This is a genomic window from Marinobacter changyiensis (genome assembly GCF_009193265.1).
GTDB classification, from domain to species: Bacteria; Pseudomonadota; Gammaproteobacteria; order Pseudomonadales; family Oleiphilaceae; genus Marinobacter; species Marinobacter changyiensis.
Genome location: NZ_VZZZ01000001.1, coordinates 527,274 through 546,937 on the forward strand (window position 1 = coordinate 527,274; position 19,664 = coordinate 546,937).

The following is a 19,664-nucleotide window of genomic DNA, read 5'->3' on the forward strand; positions in this document are numbered from 1 at the left end:
CCATGACGCAATGCACCACAATCTGCAACGAACCCAGGCCGCTGCCGTCCCTCCAGACAACCGCTGGCGCGGTCTGCCAAGGTAGCTGCAACGTCCACTGAGTTGCATCCGTGCCGTGCCTCGCTTTGGTTAAGAGACTGGCTAAAAACCCGACCGCAATGCAAGACGGTCCGAATTGACAAACATTTACACAGCGTCACCTACGCGGACAACATTAAACACTATAGACTCTGTAAAACGACTAGTGTTGATAATTAAAAAGAAAGCAGGCCGGAGCCCGATGAACGACGATACCCAGAAGGATAAACTCAGGCAGCATTTTGCCCGCCGCGTGACTACACAGGCGAGAGTTGTACTGGATACCTGGCAGAAACTTCGCGAAACACCCGACAAGGCAGCTGCTTTTCACGCCGATCTCATTTCGGCCGCAGACAAACTCGTTCGCTTCGCCCAGCGCTTTGGCCTGGACAAGCACGCCAACGCCGGTCAGAAGCTCTCGTCGATGCTGGCACAGTGGCCGACAGGCAGCCCTCTGGATTCAGAGTCGATGGCGGTACTGCAACAGGCCATTGACGAACTCAGCCGGAGCACCCTGCGCCGAACCGACCAGTATATTGACGAAGCGCCCCGTACCTTCCGCAGAACACCGGTCTATGTGGCATTGGATAACATGGAAATGGCCGGAAGGCTGATCAAGCAACTCGAATTCTTCGGCTTCCGGGCCTCCGCCTTTCCCAACCCGGAAGCGCTGATGGACGCCTGTGCGCTGCACAAACCCGAATCCATCCTGATGGATGTCGGTTTCGGTGGCCAGCCCAACCAGGGCATTGCAACCGTCGAGCGGCTGCAGGCGCGTCACGACACTCCTATCCCGATCGTCTTCATGAGTGATGAAGACGGTACCATTGAAACCCGCTTGCGGGCCTCCCGTTGCGGCGGCGAGGAGTTCTTCTATCCCGCTGTAGACCCCGGCCAGCTGATCGAGAAAATCGAAACCTACACCCACGGCAACACCGTTGAGCCTTACCGTGTGCTGGTGCTGGACGATTCCCGGGCCCAAGCCAAGTTTATGGAGACGGTACTCAAGAAAGCGGGTATGACGGCCCACATCATCACCGACACCATGCAGATCATCCACGCACTGGAGTCCTTTACGCCTGAGATCATCATCCTGGATATGTACATGCCTGGCTGCACCGGTATGGAAATCGCCCGGGTGATCCGGCAACAGGACCGACTCCACAGCGTGCCCATCATCTACCTGTCCGCCGAGGACGATGTCAGCAAACAGCTTCACGCCATGAGTCTGGGCGGTGATGACTTTCTCACCAAACCGATTGATCCCAAGCACCTGATTGCAACCATCCACAACCGGGGGCGCCGGGCACGATCACTGCTGGCACTGATGATTCGTGACAGTCTGACCGGGCTCTACAACCACACCCATACACTGTATTTGCTGGACCAGGAGATTGCGAAAGCCAAACAGAAGGGCCACGGGCTCTGCTTCGCCATGATGGATATTGACTACTTCAAAAAGGTTAACGATACCTTTGGCCACCCGATTGGTGACCGGGTATTACGCAGCCTCTCCATGTTTCTCAAGCAACGCCTGCGCAAAACCGACCATATCGGTCGCTACGGTGGCGAGGAGTTCGCGATCATTTTGCCAGATACCCGTGAAAGCGACGCCCGCAGTGTGCTCAACGAAATCCGCGAGCGCTTTTCCGAACTTGTGCAGCCCGCGGGCGAACGTGAATTCAATGTCACCTTCAGTTGTGGCATTGCAAGCTGGAACGGCGACAGCTCGCAAGCCCTTTGCGAGCGGGCCGACCGCGCCCTGTACCGGGCCAAGGAACGGGGCCGCAATTGCGTGCTCTCCTCAGACGACTGAAATGACTGCACTTTAGCTGCCTGAAGCACCGGGGTCATGGGACACATTATGAAACCAACGTCTTATGGACTCGGCGCCGCTCCTTCCTGACAATGGCTCTGCGTTACCGAACAATTGTCAAAATTTGTTGATCAGATTTCATTTAGCTCGCACGAAGGCTGGAAAATGTCGCTATTTTCGGCGATCCTGTTAAAAACAACAGATAGGCATGGATGAACGATGGCCACGATTCTGGTCTTGCATGGCCCTAATTTGAATATGCTCGGCGTTCGCGAACCCGAGGTCTACGGTCATGAAACCCTGTCAGACATCAATGAGCGGCTGCACCGGCAAGCAGCTGATCAGGGCCATCATCTCATGCACCTGCAGTCCAATGCCGAATATGAACTGATTGAACGCATTCATGAGGCGCGGGCCGAAGGTGTTGATTACATCCTGATTAACCCGGCGGCATTCACCCACACCAGTGTTGCACTGCGGGATGCGCTGCTCGCATCCGACATTGCCTTTATCGAAGTGCATCTTTCCAACGTGCATGCCCGTGAAACGTTCCGACACCACTCCTATTTTTCCGATATTGCCGATGGCGTCATTTGTGGCCTTGGCAGTATCGGGTATGACTTGGCGCTCCAGGCAGCGCTTAAACGCATTCACCGATAAGATATTAACGGGACCGCTTATGGACATTCGCAAGATCAAGAAGCTGATTGAGCTGCTCGAGGAATCCGACGTCGAGGAGCTGGAGATTAAAGAAGGCGACGATTCGGTAAAGATTTCCCGACGCCGCGAACAGCTCGCCAGTGCTCCCATGATGAGCCACTACGCACCGCACCCCCAACAACAGGCTACGTCGTCGCCCGCACCGGAAACACCCGAGCCCGTCCCGACGGCTGAACCGGCTGACCGGGGGCATCTGATCAAGTCGCCCATGGTCGGTACTTTCTATGAAGCCGCCTCTCCATCGTCAAAAGCCTTCGTTACCGTAGGTCAGACTGTCGAAGCTGGTGATGTTGTCTGCATTATCGAGGCAATGAAAATGATGAACCAGATCGAGACCGACAAGAGCGGCACAGTCTCTGAAATTCTGGTGGAAAACGGCCAGCCGGTCGAATTCGATCAGCCCCTGTTCATCATCACCTGAAAGTGTAGCTGACCTATGGCCATGATCGAGAAAGTACTAATCGCAAACCGGGGTGAGATCGCGCTCCGGATACTACGCGCCTGCAAGGAACTCGGCATTCGCACTGTCGCCGTTCACTCCCAGGTTGACCGTGAGCTCATGCACGTTCGTCTGGCGGACGAGACCGTCTGCATCGGGCCAAACAGCGCTACCGAGAGTTACCTCAATGTACCGGCACTGATCAGTGCGGCTGAGGTCACCGACTCGGTGGGCATTCACCCGGGCTACGGCTTTCTTGCGGAAAACGCCGATTTCGCCGAGCAGGTCGAGAAGAGCGGCTTCCGCTTTATCGGACCGCCGGCAGATGTTATCCGTCTGATGGGTAACAAGGTGTCGGCCATCAATTCCATGATCAAGGCGGGCGTGCCCACGGTGCCCGGTTCCGACGGCCCCATCGATGGCGATGACGAGCGCACGCTGACCATTGCCCGTCGCATCGGCTACCCGGTCATCATCAAGGCGGCATCCGGTGGTGGCGGCAGAGGCATGCAGGTTGTGCACTCGGAAGCTGCGCTGCTGAAGTCGATCCAGATTACCCAGACCGAAGCTCGCAATTCCTTCGGTGACGAGACCGTCTACCTCGAAAAATACCTCGAGCGCCCCCGACACGTGGAAGTTCAGGTGCTGGCCGATATGCACGGCAACGTCATTCACCTTGGCGACCGTGACTGCTCGATGCAGCGCCGGCACCAGAAGGTGCTGGAAGAGGCCCCGGCTCCGAACATCGACCCGAAAGCCCGCAAGAAAACCCTGAAAGCCTGTGTTGACGCCTGTAAAACCATCGGCTACGTCGGCGCTGGCACCTTCGAATTCCTGTATCAGGACGGGGAATTCTATTTTATTGAAATGAACACCCGTGTTCAGGTTGAACATCCGGTTTCGGAAATGGTGACGGGAGTGGACATTGTTCGTGAGCAACTGCGCATTGCCAGCGGCCTGCCACTGGAATACACCCAGAACGACATCAAGATCACCGGTCACGCCATCGAGTGCCGCATCAATGCGGAAGACCCCGAAACGTTCGTGCCCAGCCCCGGCAAGGTCAAGCACTTTCACGCCCCCGGCGGCAATGGCGTTCGGGTAGACTCCCACCTGTACAGTGGCTACACGGTACCACCCTACTACGACTCCCTGATTGCCAAGCTCATCACCTGGGGGGATGATCGCGAGATCGCCCGCAAGCGCATGAAAAACGCATTGGACGAACTCGTTGTCGAGGGCATCAAGACCAATCAGCCACTGCATCGCAAAGTATTGCGCGACGGCGGCTTTAAACAGGTAGACTTCACCATTCACTACCTCGAACACCTGATACGGAAAACTCATGCCCTGGATTCAACTCCAGATCCCGGCTGATCCGGATAACGCCGATCAGCTTGAGGATTTGCTCATGGAGGTCGGCGCGGAAGCCGTCTCCATGGAAGACGCCGCAGATCAGCCTTTGTATGAGCCAGACCGCGGCACCACGCCACTCTGGTTTGAAACCCGGGTAACCGGCCTGTTCGATTCCGAGCGCAACATAGAAGAGCTGTGTGCGGAAATCACCGACCGCTGGCACCAACAAACCCAACAGTCCCTACCCGACATCGGTGTCACGCTGGTGGAAGACAAGGACTGGGCGCGGGCCTGGATGGAGGACTTCAAACCCCTGAGGTTTGGCGAGCGCTTATGGATTGTCCCGAGCTGGCACGAAGCACCCGATCCAGACGCCGCCAATCTGTTGCTGGACCCCGGTCTTGCATTTGGTACCGGGACCCATCAGACCACAGCGCTGTGCCTGGAATGGCTGGACGGTCATCCGGTGGCAGGCAAACAGGTGATCGATTACGGCTGCGGCTCCGGTATTCTCGGCCTGGCAGCACTGCTGTTGGGTGCAGATCATGTGATTGGCGTCGACACGGACCCGCAGGCTCTGGAGGCCAGCCGGGAAAATGCCCGTCGCAATGAAGTGCCGGAAGACCGGCTGGACCTCTATCTCCCCGAGCACGAACCTGACACCGTGGCCGATGTGGTACTCGCCAATATTCTGGCTCAACCGCTGATCGGCCTGGCTCCGCACCTGGCCGCTCGGGTCCGCTTTGGCGGCGATATCGTACTGTCCGGGATACTTTCTCACCAGGCCCGTGATGTCATGGCGGCGTATGAGCCCTGGTTCATCATGGACGAGCCGGAAGAACGCCAGGAATGGGTGCGCCTCACAGGCCGCCGACGTGACAGATGACGAACGGGGCTTGAGCGACTAAACTGCCTCACTCATGGCTGTTCCTCTTCGTGACAGGATTTAAGGATGACTCAAGGTATATTGCTGACTCGCTGCCCTCATTGCGACACCCGTTTCAGGGTCACCGATGAGCAGTTGGCCATTGCCACAGGCAAGGTTCGGTGCGGCAACTGCATGGAAGTGTTCAATGCCCTTGAGAACCGTCATGAGGATGTTTCGGAGTCTGTCGCCGGGACGAAATCAGACACCAACGCCTCAAGCGGTCTTTCTTCGGAAGATGACTTCGTCTTTCAGGACAATCCCAACGAGGATGCTGCAGAGGGCGCCTATGCCGGCACCCGCCTGACGTTTTCCGATGATGAGCTCAGTGACAGCTTCCGGTCTTTTGACGAGAAAGCCCCCGGCAGCTTTGACACTGACGATGAAGACAACGAGTCCCAGACTGTTGACGAAAGCTGGGCTGAGGCGATGCTGAACGACGACGACAAGCCAGACAGCAAACCTGTGGATAAACGCCACCCGCCCGAAGAACAGGAACCGCCTTCGCTAGATATTCCTTCAGCACCCGGGCCATCAGCACCCAAGCCCGAATGGCACAAAACGCCGGAACCGGAACGACCAGAGACTGAGTCGTCCCTTGATGTGCCTGTAACCGGTACGTCCGGAGAACAGGATACCGGTTGGCCCGAACTGAATGATGATGAACTGTCGGAAAACCTGAAAGCCGATCCCGATTATACCAGCAACCCCTATTACGAGCTGGGTCATGAACCCATCGCCGTCCGACAGCGGCCTTCCCGGGGCTGGCTAAGCAAGACGGTCTGGTTTCTGGTAATCGTTGGCCTGATTGGCGCCCTGGTATCCCAGGTGGTCTATTTCCAGTTTGACCGCCTGTCCAGCATTCCGGAGTTGCGGCCGTTCTACGAGAAAGGCTGTGAACTCGCCGGTTGCGAGCTCACACCCCTGGTTGCTGTTGACCGGATCCAGAGCCGAAAACTGGTCGTTCGAACTGCACCGGAAGATCGCAACTCACTCATTGTGGACGCTGTCATTCTGAACGATGCGGAGTTCGAGCAACCCTTCCCTGCAATTGGCCTGACTTTCTCGAACCTCAATGGGGACGTGGTAGCCCAAAGCCTGTTTACACCGGAGGAATACCTTGCAGGGGATGCCCGGGAATTATCGGCGATGCCACCAAACACTCCTGTGCGGATTGCTATCACCATCCGTGATCCGGGCCGTGATGCAGTGAACTACAACATTTCATTTCGACCTGACGGGCAGTGAGTAATAACTTACCAGCCCGTAATGAAGTTGCCGGCCAGCGCAAAAGTCAATCAAAAAGATCGAAAAATAATCAACTTTTTCACTGATATACCTCTTTAATCCCTCAGGCCCCAGCGGTATCATTGTCAGCCCTTGTGATCTGGTGGTTAAATATTCACCAGTAATACAGACTTGAAACTATGCTACCGACGGCAATAATCGGGCCTTATACGCTCCCAAACCCGCTGATTGTTGCTCCGATGGCAGGGGTAACAGATCGCCCTTTTCGTCTCTTGTGCCGGCGTCTTGGCGCCGGCCTGGCGGTCTCCGAAATGGTGATCGCAGACAGCAGTCTCTGGCATACCCGAAAGTCCCGTTTACGCCTGGACCACACGGGCGAGCCGGAACCGCGTTCGGTGCAGATAGCCGGCGGTGATCCCGAGATGCTGGCCAATGCCGCCCGTTTTAACGCCGCCCACGGTGCGCAGATTATCGACATCAATATGGGTTGTCCGGCGAAGAAAGTTTGCAACAAGGCCGCGGGCTCGGCCCTGATGAAGGATGAAGCTCTGGTGCGGGAGATCCTGATAGCCGTGGTGGCTGCGGTCGACGTGCCGGTTACGCTGAAAATGCGGACCGGCTGGGACAGCAATCATCGCAATGCGCCGCTGATTGCCCGAATGGCTGAGGATGCCGGTATACAGGCTCTGGCGATTCACGGTCGCACCCGGGCTGATGCCTATCGGGGCCAGGCTGAGTACGACACCATTGCCGAGGTAAAGACGCAGGTAGGTATTCCAGTCTTTGCCAATGGCGATGTCACGTCCCCTCAGGATGCCGCCCGGGTGCTGAACCATACCGGAGCGGACGGTCTGCTGATCGGCCGGGCAGCCCAGGGCAGTCCCTGGATTTTCAGAGAGATCCTGCACTTTCTGAAAACAGGCCAGATATTAACACCTCCGGCGCTGGACGAAGTGGAACAGATATTGGTAGAGCACCTGCTTGCCCTGCATGAGTTTTACGGCGAACGCATGGGTGTCCGAATCGCAAGAAAACACGTGGGCTGGTATCTCCAGTCCCACGACGAAGGCAAACAGTTCAGCAGACGCTTCAACGATATAGAACACGCGCGGGAGCAACAGGACGAAATTCAACGGTATTTCGAAGGCTTACGAAATGGAGAGGTATTCGCAGCATGACCGCTGAGACACTGGCAAATGACAAGATGGCACAACCCGCGAATGATGATATACATCAGTTGCAGACGGTAAACAGCAGCGGCAAGACCGTTACCCTTCGGGATAGCGTGGAAGTGGCGCTGAAAAATTATTTCGCTCAGCTCGACGGCGCACCGGTAACTGAAGTTTACCAGTTGGTCCTCTCCGAAGTGGAAGCGCCCCTGCTTGAGCAGGTCATGAAGTACACCCGCAACAACCAGACCAAAGCCTCCACCATGCTTGGCCTGAATCGTGGGACACTGCGCAAGAAGCTCAAGCAATACGGTTTGCTATAATACTGGCAACCCGACTTATACAGGGCCTCCCGGATACCATCTGCGAGGCCTTTATTCTTAATCACCCAAGGACTTTCTGAACAAGCCCCCTGACGCGGCCACACATGCTCCGGTGACTTTTCCAGAAACTCCCCAGCGAAAAAGTGACTCATGGCAAATCAGGCTAATACCCCCGTCCGTCGCGCATTAATCAGCGTTTCTGATAAAACCGGCATTGTTGACTTCGCACGCCAGCTATCGGGCCTGGGCATTGAGCTGCTCTCTACCGGCGGCACTTTCCGCCTGCTCAAGGAAAACCAGGTTGCAGTGACCGAAGTCAGTGACTACACAGGCTTTCCGGAAATGATGGAGGGTCGTGTCAAAACCCTGCATCCGAAGATCCATGGCGGCATTCTCGGTCGACGTGGCGTAGATGATGCTGTCATGGCACAACACGACATCGCACCCATCGATATGGTGGTCGTCAATCTGTACCCTTTCCAGGCCGCCGTGGCGGACCCGGATTGTGATCTCGCCAACGCCATTGAAAATATCGATATTGGCGGGCCCACCATGGTCAGGGCCGCCGCAAAAAACCACAACGACGTGGCCATTGTGGTGAATGCGTCGCACTACAGCCGAATTTTCAGAGAGCTTTCTGATAACGGCGGCCAGCTCAGCTATCGGACCCGGTTTGACCTCGCCGTTAAAGCCTTTGAGCACACCGCAGCGTACGACGGCGCCATCGCCAACTATCTGGGTGGCCGCACCGGTGACAACGCCAACCCCGACTTCCCCCGCACCTTCAACACCCAATTCATCAAGGTGCAGGACATGCGCTATGGTGAAAACCCGCATCAGCGGGCCGCTTTTTACATCGAGAGTGAACCACGGGAAGCCTGCGTAGCTACGGCCAAACAGATTCAGGGCAAAGAGCTGTCCTTCAACAATGTTGCCGATACCGACGCAGCACTGGAGTGCGTCAAGCCGTTCGCCGATCCGGCCTGTGTTATCGTTAAACACGCTAACCCTTGTGGTGTGGCGATCGGCAGCGACATCCGCCAGGCCTATGACCTCGCCTTTGCCACCGATCCCACGTCAGCATTTGGCGGCATCATCGCCTTCAACCGGGAACTGGACGCAGACACTGCAAAAGCCATTATCGAGCGCCAGTTTGTTGAAGTCATCATTGCCCCCAGCATTGCACCGGAAGCGGCGGAACTGATTTCGACCAAAAAGAACGTCCGGCTGCTGGTATGCGGTGAAATTGGTGGCGAGCGTGCCCAATCGATGGATTACAAACGCGTCACCGGGGGCCTGTTGGTGCAGGACAGAGACCTCGGCATGGTTGCCATGGAAGACGTCAAGGTTGTGACTGACCGGCAACCTACCGAGGCAGAGCTGAACGACCTTCTGTTCGCCTGGGAAGTGGCCAAATACGTCAAATCCAATGCCATTGTTTACGCCCGTGCCGGCCGCACCATTGGCATTGGCGCGGGCCAGATGAGTCGCGTATACAGCGCCCGCATTGCTGGCATAAAGGCGGCCGACGAAGGTCTGGAGGTCAAGGGCTCGGTGATGTCCTCCGATGCCTTCTTCCCGTTCCGGGACGGCATCGACGCCGCCGCGGCAGCGGGTATCACAGCGGTGATTCAGCCCGGTGGTTCAATGCGGGATCAGGAAGTCATCGATGCGGCCAACGAACACGGCATTGCGATGGTCTTCACAGGCATGCGCCACTTCCGGCACTAATACCTCAAGGGAATCTGCATCATGAATATTCTGATCATCGGTAATGGCGGCCGTGAACACGCCCTGGCCTGGAAAGTCGCACAGTCGCCCCAGGCGGATCGGGTATTCGTGGCGCCGGGTAATGCCGGGACCGCGACAGAACCCGGGCTTGAGAACGTGGCCATCGAGGTTATGGACCTCACCGGTCTGGCGGATTTTGCCACAGCCCATCAGGTCGGCCTGACCATTGTCGGCCCCGAGGCGCCCTTGGTTGCAGGTATTGTCGACCTGTTTGAAAGCCGGGGGCTCAGGGTGTTCGGCCCCTCAAAAGGTGCGGCCCAACTGGAAGGCTCCAAGGCTTTCACCAAGAATTTTCTGGCACGCCACAACATTCCAACCGCAGATTATGGCAACTTCACCGAGGTCGACGAGGCGCTGGCGTATGTTCGCAAACAGGGCGCGCCCATCGTGGTCAAGGCTGACGGGCTGGCAGCCGGCAAGGGTGTGATAGTCGCGATGACCCTGACCGAAGCGGAAGATGCCATCCGCGACATGCTCGCAGGCAATGCCTTCGGCGACGCTGGCAGCCGGGTGGTTGTGGAAGAATTCCTGGAAGGCGAGGAAGCCAGCTTTATCGTGATGGTGGATGGCGAGCACGTGTTGCCCATGGCGACTTCCCAGGATCACAAGCGGGTGGGTGACGGCGATACTGGCCCCAATACCGGCGGTATGGGCGCCTACTCCCCGGCCCCGGTGGTGACTGCCGACGTTCACCAGCGCATTATGGATGACGTGATTTACCCGACGGTTCAGGGCATGGCAGCCGAAGGCCATCCCTACAAGGGCTTTCTGTACGCGGGCCTGATGATCGACGGTAACGGCGCACCCAAAGTGATCGAATTCAACTGCCGCTTCGGCGACCCGGAAACCCAGCCGATCATGCTGCGCATGAAGTCGGATCTGGTGGCGCTGTGCAACGCTGCCATCGATGGCAAGCTCGACCAGTGCGCCTCTGACTGGGACGACCGCGCCTCGGTCGGCATCGTACTGGCCGCCGGCGGTTATCCGGACAGCTACAACAAGGGTGACGTGATCTCCGGTTTGCCAGCGCAGGAAACTGCCGGCGAAAAAGTCTTCCACGCCGGTACCCGCCTTGAAGGTGATCAGGTGGTGACCAATGGCGGGCGGGTCCTGTGCGCCACCGCCTTGGGTAACACCGTCACCGAAGCCCAACAGCGTGCCTACCAACTGGCAAAGACAATCCGCTGGAGCGGAAGCTTCTATCGCACCGATATTGCCTATCGCGCCATCGCGCGGGAGTAAATCATCACATTCCCAAGCGGACTTGAGTGCCATGAACCCTATCCGACCCACCCATGCAATCCTGATGCTGATGCTGCTCTCAATCCTGGCCCTGACAGCCTGCTCGCAGGCTGAAATCTATGACGCAGCGATCGGTTACGAACGGCGCTTGGCCGGGCTTGAATCAAGACATCTCGAAGTCGATGACTTCACCATTGCCTATCTGAGCAATGGTGAAGTCATCGCCAACGCCCCGACTATTGTCATGATTCACGGTTTCGGGGCAAACAAGGATCACTGGCTCCGAATGGCCGCTCACCTCACCGCTGACTACAATGTCTATGCGATTGATCTGCCCGGCCACGGTGACAGCTCCAAACCCCTCGATATCGGCTACAGCATCTCTGATCAGGTCGGTTACCTGGACCGGATACTCCGGGAGCTGGTGCTCGACAACATCCACCTCGCTGGTAACTCCATGGGCGGCGCGATAGCAGCCCTGTATGCCGCTACTTACCCGGGCAACGTCCGGTCAGCGACGCTGTTTGATCCGGCCGGCGTGTTGGAATTCGACAGCGAACTGATGGCGCGGATACTGCAGGGCGAAAACCCGCTGATTGTCGAGAAACCGGGGGATTTCGAGAAACTGCTCGATTTCGCTCTCGAGAAGAAGCCATACGTGCCCTGGCCGATCTATAGCGTGATGGAGCAAAGAGCCATTGCCAACCAACCGGTAAACGAGCGCATTTTTGCCGACATCCGGGATTCTGGTTACCAGCCGGATTTCCGCGAGGCTCTCAAGCATATTACCGCGCCGGTGCTGATCGTATGGGGCCGCGAGGACCGGGTGATCAACTATCGCAATGCTAAGGCCTTCCAACGGGAGATACCTCAGTCAAAGGTCGTCATCATGGACGATGTCGGCCATGCACCCATGGTAGAGGTACCTGGGCAATCGGCAGAACTGATGCGCGAGCTGATCGAAGGCTCGGCAACCAATGCGCCTTGAAGCGGAAAGCCTGTACAATATTCATCGATATTAATGGCCTGCTAACTTACTCCGTAATACGGTAGTTCCCTATGATGACGCAGATGACGTCGCTGCACGAAGAGCGGCTTGATCATGTTTTTTCGGTACTGAAATCCACCGGCGCCAAACGGGTGCTGGATCTGGGCTGCGGCTCCGGCTCGCTGCTGTACCGGCTGGTGCGGGACCCCCAGTTTTACGAGATCGTAGGTCTTGAAGAGTCCGGTGTGTCTCTGTCTCAGGCCAGAACCATGATGTCTGAGCATCTTGTGGGTGAGCAGCCAAGGCTGCGCCTGGTGCGCGGCTCCTATGCGGAAAAGAATGACAGGCTTGCCGGGTTTGATGCAGCGGCCATGGTCGAGACCATCGAACACGTCTACCCGAACGCCCTCTCCAGCGTCGAACTTGCCGTCTTCGGGCAATATCGGCCCAAGGTGCTTTACATGACCACACCAAACCGCGAATACAACCCGCTGTTTGATCTGGCACCGGGGGAATTTCGGGAACAAGACCACAAATTTGAATGGGACCGGGAAAAGTTCCGTCGCTGGGCCAGAGGTGTGGCCCAACGTAACGATTACGAAGTCGCCTTCGGCGGCATCGGCGCTTTTCATCCGGACCACGGCGAACCCACCCAAACGGCCCTGTTTACCCGCAAAGACTGAGAAACAGGTTTGCCTGATGGGCCGTCGCGCAGCCCAGGGCGACGGGGTAACAGTATCCGTCAGGCCTGTTTTCGGCGCCAGGCACTGACTTCCGCTATCGTGTGCTGGAACTTGCGGCGGGTTTCACGGATGACGAAAGGCAGGTCCACCGGCTCCTGCACAAGCTCGAAATGCGGTGCCAACACCTCTTTCATGCCGTCGAGGATAGTCACCGCAACGCCGTTACGCTCAAAACCGCCGATCCAGTTCGCTTTCGGGGTGTATTCTTCCAGCAGCGTGTAGGGTGAACTGATTACCAGTGTGCCCTCGTCCGTGAGAATCCGGGACAATGACTCGAGGAAAGCCCTGGGGTCCTGCAGACGGTCAATCAGATTGCCGGCAAACACCAGGTCATACCCGGTATACTCGGGCTCGAGATTACAGGCATCCGCCACTGCAAACTGAACCTTCCTGGCAGCATTGGTGAGATTCATATCCGCCAGCCTGGCTGTCACCCGGGTTCCGATGTCGCCCTGATCCCTCAGAAAATAGTCCATTTCGCCATCGGTTTTCATGCGGTTAGCCGATTCTATAAAGCTATTCGACAGATCAAGGCCGGTAACCTGTTCGAACACCCGGGCAAGTTCAAAGGTGCTTCGACCCACCGCGCAACCCAGATCCAGGGCGGAACGCTTTTCCCGTCCGGCCATTAATTCCTGGCAGATGCCCGCACAGCGGGCCGGATAGTTACCGATACCGAAATAACTTTCGCCGTAGTGAAAAGCCATGTACTGGCCAAGAAGTTCGTCAGTTTCGTAAAGATTCATAGTCAGGAATCCTGAAGTGCGCAGGTACGGAAGCCCGTATAGACGTCATTTCGCTGCGGTAAGTAAGCCTGCCGGTAGGTACCCCGGATCAGCATGGAAGAAGTGGCGCAGCTACCACCTTTGGTGACCTTGTGATCGCCGAACTGCAGGGTCGACATATAGGGGTACATATCAACCGAAAAACCGTCATACGGCAGAAACTGATCTGTGGTCCACTCCCAGACCGTGCCGATCATCTGCCGGCAACCGAACGGACCGTCACCTTCGGACAGGGCAGAAACCGGAAGCTGCGCCATCAGGCGGGCATCCATGTCCACCCGGGCAGGATCTTGCGTGTCACCCCACGGAAAACGATGAAAGGGCCGCCCCGGCTGATTGCCAAGCGCCGCGGCCTCCCACTCTGCTTCCGTCGGTAAACGCCGCCCGGCCCAACTGCAGTATGCTTCTGCTTCCCAGTAGCTGACGTGGATAACCGGGTACTCCGGTTGCAATGAACACCACTGGTTGAAGCGCTTTTCCTGCCATTGGCCCTGGTGCCAGCGCCAGTACAGCGGATGTTTCGGTACCCGCGAAATCGGCTCGGGGCTGTCATGAACCAACGCCACATCAGTCTCTGTGCCCAGCCACTTGCGACCACCAAAAGACCATAAATCGGAACGCCGGTAGCCGCCGTCTTCCACAAAGTTCAGAAATTCGGCGTTGGACACCAGGGTTCGGGAAATCCTGAAACCGCTTAGCAATTTCTCAAACCGGGGCTTTTCATTATCAAAGCCAAAGTCGGTGGTCGCAAAGTCCGGCGACCCGGTAGGCATTCCCATGAGATAGGTGCCCGCCGGGACCACCGCGTCGCCGGCACTGACCGGTTCGGGCTGCCGCTGCCACGGATTCTCAGTAACACCCGGCGGAGCGGGATAACCGACCGTTTGGCGACACCAGATCATCGATTCGATATGCATGTGCTGATGCATGATGGCATAGCGGTAAAGGTAGGCGTCCTGATCGGTCAGGGGGCGGCTCTCAAGCCGTGCTGCAATTCGGTCATACACCTGCTGGAAGTAGTCACGGGTTTGCGCCCGGCCCGGAAACAACCCGGGTTGCCAACGATCCCGGTGTTCAATATGAAAGGAGTCCCAGAGGTCGTCCATGCTCGGGTCGATGCTTGGCAAGCCATCCAGTGCAGACAATACAAACACTTCGTAAAAAAAGGCAGCGTGGCCCAGCTCCCAAAGGGGCGGATTAACACCCTGATGGTAAGGCACCACCAGCCTGTCATCTGAAAGGCTGTCGATCAGTGCCAGGGTGCGCTCGCGGGTAACGGCAAGAGCGTTCAGCAGTGTATCGCGTTCATTGGCGTCCAATTTATTCCCTCTGTCTTTGCGTCGAACCTGACGAATATATCGGTCGACGCTTTCGTTTACGCTCCGATTATCACAGGGGATCAGAACCTAGGTCCACACCCAGAGAATGACCGGTATAGAGACCACAACGACCAGAACGGACAGGGGCAGCCCCAGGCGCCAGTAATCACCGAAACGATAACCACCCGGTTCCATTACCAGAGCATTGGACTGATGGCCGATGGGCGTCAGGAAAGCACAGGAAGCCCCGATGGCCACGGCCATCAGAACCGGATCAACGGACAGGTCCAGCTGGTTTGAGAGACTGATGGCAATTGGAGCGACAATGATCGCCGCCGCCGCATTGTTGACGACGTTCGATAACACCATGGTGCTGACCATAATCAACGCCAGCATACCGGCAATCGGTAAGTCACTGCCCACCACCAGCATCTGGTCAGCAATCAGTTTTGCGCCTCCGGTGGTTTTCAGCGCCTGCCCCACCGGAATCATCGCTGCCAGCAGCACGATGATCGACCAATCAATGGCGCGGTAGGCCTCGGCGGTGGTCAGTAAACCCACAATCACCATGGCAACCGCCGCGCCTACCAGCGCCACCGGCGCGGAGAGCCCGCCCGACACAATGATGACCAGCGCAACCGCGAACAGGCCAGTCGCCATAATGGTGCGACGAGGGCTGCCAATTCGCAGGCCACGCTCAGCTAGCGGCAGGCAGCCGAGGGTGGACAACGCTTCCGCCAGCGATTCCTCCGGCCCTTGCACCAACAGAATATCCCCGGCCCTGAACCGGATATTACCCACCCGCTCCTGCAAGCGTTGCCCCTGACGAGCCACCGCAATGACGTTCATGCTGTGGTGCTCCCTCAAGTTCAACCGGTTGGAGGTTCGCCCGATTAACTGGGAGTCGGTAGTGATCACCACCTCCTGTAGGACCACGTCGCCTTCTCCAAGGCTTTTATCTTCCCTGTCCTCATCGTCTGCCAGCTCAAGGCCGGCGGTATCCAGTAATTGCTGCAAGCTGTCCGTGTCCGCTTGTACCAACAGGATGTCGCCGGCCTTGAGCACTTCGAAGGTGGAGGGTGCCAGCTCGCGACTGTCATCACGAATCAGACCCACCACGGCAATATCGGCATCCTTCTCGACTTTTTTCAGCAAATTGTGAAGGGTTCGGCTGGCGGCTTCTGCCCCCTCTGGAATACGCACTTCGGTAATGTAATCGCCCACACTGAACAGGTCCTTGCCGTCATCGGAGTCCTTGCGATGCGGTGTGAAACGCCAGCCCACAACAGCAATAAAAAGAACACCCACCAAGGTGATAGCCACGCCGACGGGCAGGAAATCAAACATGCCAAACGGCGCTTCGCCTGCGCCGCCCCGATAAGATGCAATGATAATATTGGGCGGGGTACCGATCAGCGTCATGGTGCCGCCAAGGAGGGAGCCGAAGGCCAGTGGCATCAGCAACAAGGATGGTGAATGGCCTCCCTGCCGGGACATCCAGATAGCGACTGGCATCAGCAGAGCCAGGGCGCCAACGTTGTTCATGAACCCCGAACACAACGCCACAATCAACGTCAGGGTGGTAACCTGAATCACCGGATTGTTGCCCACCCTGCCGAGAAACCGGGCAATGGTGTCCACCACCCCGGCATTCACCAGGCCCTGGCTGATGACCAGCACCGCCGCAACGGTGATGACTGCCGGGTGACCAAACCCCGAAAACACAGTGTCCGCTGGCACAAGCCCGGCGACCGCAACCACCAACAGCGCCAGCATCGCCACCACATCGAAGCGCAGCCGGTTCCAGATAAACATCCCCAGAGTAGCCAGCAATACGCCGAAGACAATTCCCTGTTCCGCGTTCAATCCTGCCTCCAAATCCCTGATGAATGGTGTAGGCTAAAGCCCTGTTTCAAAGCCAGAACGAGTGCCGGATCATGACCAAAGCCAAACCTGTCGCAAACTCCGCCATCGAGAACCACGTCTATAAAGTATTCCCCAATGACATGAATGCCCAGAATACCGTCTTTGGTGGCATGATCATGGCAAAATGCGATCGCTTGGCGCTGGTGGTTGCCGAGCGCCATTCCGGCCATGTCTGCGTCACGGCAGCCGTGGACTCAATCCACTTCCGGGCGCCGGCCAAAGGCAACGACACCTTGCTGTTCAGCTTGTCTCTGAACCGCAGCTGGGGCTCCTCGATGGAAATTGGCGCCCGGGTAATGGCCGAAAACAGCTATACCGGCAAGGTCCGCCACATTCTGTCAGCCTTTTTTACCTTTGTCGCCCTGGACCCCGCCAGCAAACCAGTGGAGGTTCTGGCCGTATTACCTGAGACCGACGAGCAGATACGACGCTTCAGTAATGCTGAAATACGCCGCAAAGGCCGTCTTGCCATGCGCAATCAACTTCAGGACAAATAATGCGAGGACTCTCGTTACCGCCGGATGCCGAATCAAGCCAACTCAGTTGGAAAACCCTGAAAGCGCTCTGGCCCTATCTTCTGGAATACCGCTTCCGCATCGTCATTGCCATGTTGTGCCTGATCGGCGCCAAACTCGCGACGGTCGGGGTACCTTTTATCCTCAAGTACATCGTCGATGGGCTGGACGCCAAGGCCGCACCGGATCTTGCCGTTGCACTGCCACTCGGCCTGCTGCTCGCCTACGGCGCCGCGCGCCTGGCCACCACACTGTTTGGTGAGCTGCGGGACACGGTGTTCGGCCGGGTCACCGAGCGTGCCATGCGACGTATCGGCCTCAAGGTATTTCAGCACCTGCATGCCCTGGAGCTGAACTTTCACCTGAACCGGCGCACCGGTGGATTGTCCCGGGATATCGAGCGCGGCGTGACCGGTGTCGGTTTCCTGCTTCGCATCATGGTGTTCAACATCGTGCCCACGCTGCTAGAGCTGGCGATGGTGACGGGCATCCTGCTGATCAACTACAACATCGGGTTTGCGCTCATTACGGTCGCTGCTGTGGCGGCCTATATTGTATTTTCCGTGCTGATCACCAACTGGCGACTCTCCTTCGTGCGGGAAGCAAACGCGGCTGACTCCACCAGTAATACCCGCACTGTCGATAGTCTGATGAACTACGAGACCGTCAAATACTTTGGTAACGAAGCGTTCGAGGCCAGTCGATACGACGAAGATCTCGCCCACTGGGAACAGGCCCGGCGCAAAAACCGGTTGTCGCTGTTCCTGCTCAATGGGGGTCAGGCGCTGATTATCGCGGTGGCAGTTACTGCCATGACCATTCTAGCGGCCAGCCAGGTGATTAAGGGCAACATCACCCTGGGGGATTTTGTGCTGATTAACGCCTTCACCATGCAGTTGTTCATTCCCCTGGGCTTTCTGGGTTTTGTCTATCGCGAACTGAAAACCGCCATGACCAATATTGAACGCATGTTTGAACTTCTGGACAAGACCCCGGCCATCACCGACGCTCCCGATGCCAAGCCTCTGCAGGTTACCGATGGCGCTATCGAGTTTGACCACGTCAGTTTTGGCTACAGCGACCGGTTACCCATCCTGCAGGATCTCAGCTTCCGGGTGCGGCCCCACCAGAAAGTCGCAGTAGTCGGCAGCAGCGGCGCAGGCAAATCCACTCTGGTGAAACTGCTGTTCCGTTTTTATGACATCACCGGCGGCAGCATACGGATTGACGGTCAGGACATTCGCTCTGTGACCCAGGAATCACTGCGCAAAGCCATCGGTATTGTGCCCCAGGACACCGTGCTGTTTAACACCACGCTGTTTGAAAACGTGCGTTACGGCCGCATCGACGCCACCGAGGCCGAAGTACTCGAAGCCATTCGGATGGCCCATCTGGATGACTTCATTCGCGAGTTACCCGACGGACTCGAGACGGTAGTCGGAGAACGGGGGCTCAAACTCAGTGGTGGCGAGAAACAGCGGGTGGCCATTGCCCGTACCATCCTCAAAAGACCGCCGATTCTGGCATTTGACGAAGCGACCTCCTCTCTCGATAGCCACTCTGAGCAAATCATTCTCGATGCCATTCGGGAAATTTCCCAGGGCCAGACCAGCCTGGTGATTGCTCACCGGCTTTCCACCGTTGTGGATGCCGATGTCATTATGGTGATGAGCCATGGCCGTATTGTGGAGCAAGGCAATCATGAGGCGCTGCTCAGGCAGGAGGGAACCTATGCGAACCTGTGGCGCATCCAGCAAAGGGAAGCTGCTGAAAACTGACAGGGAAATGGCGCTACGGCAAGCCACGCTGAAAGAGGCGTTTCGCGCCTGCCTGGTGTTAGTGAAGGGCCAATCCCTGAGGCGACTTTTTTCGCTCCGGCGAGTTCATGGGCGCCAACGCCCTGGCTTTGCCCGATGGGGCCCTGATTGTTAACGATGCACTGGTCAAACTGGCAGCGCACGGGAGCAGCCGCGCTGGCGAGTTCCTGTTGTCACATCCGGTTTTCTGAAGAACGAATCAAACTGTTTCGGGATGCCAGCTCCGAGCTATAGATAAAGCCCGTAAACGGGCTTTAGTCTTTCTGCCCCGGGCCTGAGTTCCCTGACCTGATACCTGGATATTGTGTCGATGGTATTTACACGTTTTACCCGGCAGAAGCCTCTCCGCCCACTTAAGCGACTGATAACCTGCCAGCCAGCTCCCAGTGGCACGCAATTTGACTGATTACCAACCAGCCTCCAGCACCGCACTCAAATCATTGCGTAGTGCAAGGGTCGCATTA

At 57.1% G+C, this 19,664-nt stretch carries 18 protein-coding genes; 15 read left to right on the forward strand and 3 right to left on the reverse strand.

The window, feature by feature from the left end; translation table 11 throughout:
• The first annotated feature begins 280 nt into the window (after nt 1-280).
• From F6Y09_RS02630 to F6Y09_RS02685, 12 genes are all read left to right on the forward strand, one after another.
• Nucleotides 281-1,894: a diguanylate cyclase gene (locus F6Y09_RS02630; protein WP_152205355.1), complete on the forward strand. Its 1,614-nt coding sequence runs from the start codon at nt 281-283 to the stop codon at nt 1,892-1,894.
• A 219-nt stretch (nt 1,895-2,113) separates the two neighbouring features.
• Nucleotides 2,114-2,554: a type II 3-dehydroquinate dehydratase gene (gene aroQ / locus F6Y09_RS02635; RefSeq protein WP_152205356.1), complete on the forward strand. Its 441-nt coding sequence runs from the start codon at nt 2,114-2,116 to the stop codon at nt 2,552-2,554.
• Between the two features lie 19 nt (nt 2,555-2,573).
• Nucleotides 2,574-3,035 carry an acetyl-CoA carboxylase biotin carboxyl carrier protein gene (accB, locus tag F6Y09_RS02640; RefSeq protein ID WP_152205357.1) on the forward strand — a complete coding sequence of 154 codons (462 nt, stop codon included), beginning with the start codon at nt 2,574-2,576 and terminating at the stop codon, nt 3,033-3,035.
• A gap of 15 nt (nt 3,036-3,050) precedes the next feature.
• Nucleotides 3,051-4,430: an acetyl-CoA carboxylase biotin carboxylase subunit gene (gene accC, locus F6Y09_RS02645; protein WP_152205358.1), complete on the forward strand. Its 1,380-nt coding sequence runs from the start codon at nt 3,051-3,053 to the stop codon at nt 4,428-4,430.
• A complete protein-coding gene (prmA, locus tag F6Y09_RS02650; protein WP_152205359.1) occupies nt 4,399-5,295 on the forward strand; it encodes a 50S ribosomal protein L11 methyltransferase in 897 nt (298 codons plus the stop codon). The genes accC and prmA overlap by 32 nt, the downstream gene beginning before the upstream one ends.
• Nucleotides 5,296-5,361: 66 nt before the next feature.
• Entirely contained in the window at nt 5,362-6,582 is a 1,221-nt protein-coding gene (locus tag F6Y09_RS02655; RefSeq protein WP_152205360.1) for a DUF3426 domain-containing protein, read from the forward strand.
• Nucleotides 6,583-6,761: 179 nt separating this feature from the next.
• The gene (dusB, locus tag F6Y09_RS02660; RefSeq protein ID WP_152205361.1) at nt 6,762-7,760 is read left to right on the forward strand and encodes a tRNA dihydrouridine synthase DusB; all 999 of its coding nucleotides are present in this window, start codon (nt 6,762-6,764) and stop codon (nt 7,758-7,760) included.
• A gap of 26 nt (nt 7,761-7,786) precedes the next feature.
• On the forward strand, nt 7,787-8,074 hold the full coding sequence (gene fis, locus F6Y09_RS02665; RefSeq protein ID WP_425481807.1) for a DNA-binding transcriptional regulator Fis: 288 nt from the start codon (nt 7,787-7,789) through the stop codon (nt 8,072-8,074).
• A gap of 150 nt (nt 8,075-8,224) precedes the next feature.
• Nucleotides 8,225-9,805 carry a bifunctional phosphoribosylaminoimidazolecarboxamide formyltransferase/IMP cyclohydrolase gene (gene purH, locus F6Y09_RS02670; protein WP_152205363.1) on the forward strand — a complete coding sequence of 527 codons (1,581 nt, stop codon included), beginning with the start codon at nt 8,225-8,227 and terminating at the stop codon, nt 9,803-9,805.
• A 21-nt stretch (nt 9,806-9,826) separates the two neighbouring features.
• Entirely contained in the window at nt 9,827-11,107 is a 1,281-nt protein-coding gene (gene purD / locus F6Y09_RS02675; RefSeq protein ID WP_152205364.1) for a phosphoribosylamine--glycine ligase, read from the forward strand.
• 31 nt (nt 11,108-11,138) lie between these two features.
• Complete coding sequence (locus F6Y09_RS02680; RefSeq protein WP_152205365.1) at nt 11,139-12,095, forward strand: alpha/beta fold hydrolase; 957 nt, start codon at nt 11,139-11,141, stop codon at nt 12,093-12,095.
• 71 nt (nt 12,096-12,166) lie between these two features.
• A complete protein-coding gene (locus tag F6Y09_RS02685; protein WP_218944085.1) occupies nt 12,167-12,778 on the forward strand; it encodes a methyltransferase domain-containing protein in 612 nt (203 codons plus the stop codon).
• 59 nt (nt 12,779-12,837) lie between these two features.
• On the opposite strand, the gene F6Y09_RS02690 is transcribed toward F6Y09_RS02685, so the two are convergent.
• The 3 genes from F6Y09_RS02690 to F6Y09_RS02700 all read right to left on the reverse strand — a co-directional run bounded on the left by F6Y09_RS02690 (nt 12,838) and on the right by F6Y09_RS02700 (nt 16,808).
• The gene (locus tag F6Y09_RS02690; protein ID WP_152205366.1) at nt 12,838-13,584 is read right to left on the reverse strand and encodes a putative 4-mercaptohistidine N1-methyltransferase; all 747 of its coding nucleotides are present in this window, start codon (nt 13,582-13,584) and stop codon (nt 12,838-12,840) included.
• Nucleotides 13,585-13,586: 2 nt separating this feature from the next.
• Nucleotides 13,587-14,942: a selenoneine synthase SenA gene (gene senA, locus F6Y09_RS02695; RefSeq protein ID WP_152205367.1), complete on the reverse strand. Its 1,356-nt coding sequence runs from the start codon at nt 14,940-14,942 to the stop codon at nt 13,587-13,589.
• Between the two features lie 87 nt (nt 14,943-15,029).
• Nucleotides 15,030-16,808, reverse strand: a complete 1,779-nt coding sequence (locus tag F6Y09_RS02700) for an SLC13 family permease (protein WP_152205368.1) — start codon at nt 16,806-16,808, stop codon at nt 15,030-15,032.
• Nucleotides 16,809-16,879: 71 nt separating this feature from the next.
• Here F6Y09_RS02700 and F6Y09_RS02705 point away from each other — a divergent pair, with 71 nt between their 5' ends.
• The 3 genes from F6Y09_RS02705 to F6Y09_RS20660 all read left to right on the forward strand — a co-directional run bounded on the left by F6Y09_RS02705 (nt 16,880) and on the right by F6Y09_RS20660 (nt 19,391).
• On the forward strand, nt 16,880-17,365 hold the full coding sequence (locus F6Y09_RS02705) for an acyl-CoA thioesterase (protein WP_152205369.1): 486 nt from the start codon (nt 16,880-16,882) through the stop codon (nt 17,363-17,365).
• Nucleotides 17,365-19,161 (forward strand): ABCB family ABC transporter ATP-binding protein/permease, encoded by a 1,797-nt coding sequence (locus tag F6Y09_RS02710; protein ID WP_152205370.1) that lies wholly within the window; start codon nt 17,365-17,367, stop codon nt 19,159-19,161. The genes F6Y09_RS02705 and F6Y09_RS02710 overlap by 1 nt, the downstream gene beginning before the upstream one ends.
• Before the next feature lie 107 nt (nt 19,162-19,268).
• Nucleotides 19,269-19,391, forward strand: a complete 123-nt coding sequence (locus F6Y09_RS20660; RefSeq protein ID WP_281347692.1) for a hypothetical protein — start codon at nt 19,269-19,271, stop codon at nt 19,389-19,391.
• Nucleotides 19,392-19,664 lie beyond the last annotated feature (273 nt).

Coding starts and splice junctions, on each gene's coding strand:
- F6Y09_RS02705 (WP_152205369.1), top strand. CDS start 16,880: ATGACCAAAGCCAAACCTGTCGCAAACTCCGCCATCGAGAACCACGTC.
- F6Y09_RS02710 (WP_152205370.1), top strand. CDS start 17,365: ATGCGAGGACTCTCGTTACCGCCGGATGCCGAATCAAGCCAACTCAGT.
- F6Y09_RS02690 (WP_152205366.1), bottom strand. CDS start 13,584: ATGAATCTTTACGAAACTGACGAACTTCTTGGCCAGTACATGGCTTTT.
- dusB (WP_152205361.1), top strand. CDS start 6,762: ATGCTACCGACGGCAATAATCGGGCCTTATACGCTCCCAAACCCGCTG.
- prmA (WP_152205359.1), top strand. CDS start 4,399: ATGCCCTGGATTCAACTCCAGATCCCGGCTGATCCGGATAACGCCGAT.
- fis (WP_425481807.1), top strand. CDS start 7,787: ATGGCACAACCCGCGAATGATGATATACATCAGTTGCAGACGGTAAAC.
- accC (WP_152205358.1), top strand. CDS start 3,051: ATGGCCATGATCGAGAAAGTACTAATCGCAAACCGGGGTGAGATCGCG.
- F6Y09_RS02680 (WP_152205365.1), top strand. CDS start 11,139: ATGAACCCTATCCGACCCACCCATGCAATCCTGATGCTGATGCTGCTC.
- F6Y09_RS02685 (WP_218944085.1), top strand. CDS start 12,167: ATGATGACGCAGATGACGTCGCTGCACGAAGAGCGGCTTGATCATGTT.
- F6Y09_RS20660 (WP_281347692.1), top strand. CDS start 19,269: ATGGGCGCCAACGCCCTGGCTTTGCCCGATGGGGCCCTGATTGTTAAC.
- aroQ (WP_152205356.1), top strand. CDS start 2,114: ATGGCCACGATTCTGGTCTTGCATGGCCCTAATTTGAATATGCTCGGC.
- F6Y09_RS02630 (WP_152205355.1), top strand. CDS start 281: ATGAACGACGATACCCAGAAGGATAAACTCAGGCAGCATTTTGCCCGC.
- purH (WP_152205363.1), top strand. CDS start 8,225: ATGGCAAATCAGGCTAATACCCCCGTCCGTCGCGCATTAATCAGCGTT.
- accB (WP_152205357.1), top strand. CDS start 2,574: ATGGACATTCGCAAGATCAAGAAGCTGATTGAGCTGCTCGAGGAATCC.
- F6Y09_RS02655 (WP_152205360.1), top strand. CDS start 5,362: ATGACTCAAGGTATATTGCTGACTCGCTGCCCTCATTGCGACACCCGT.
- purD (WP_152205364.1), top strand. CDS start 9,827: ATGAATATTCTGATCATCGGTAATGGCGGCCGTGAACACGCCCTGGCC.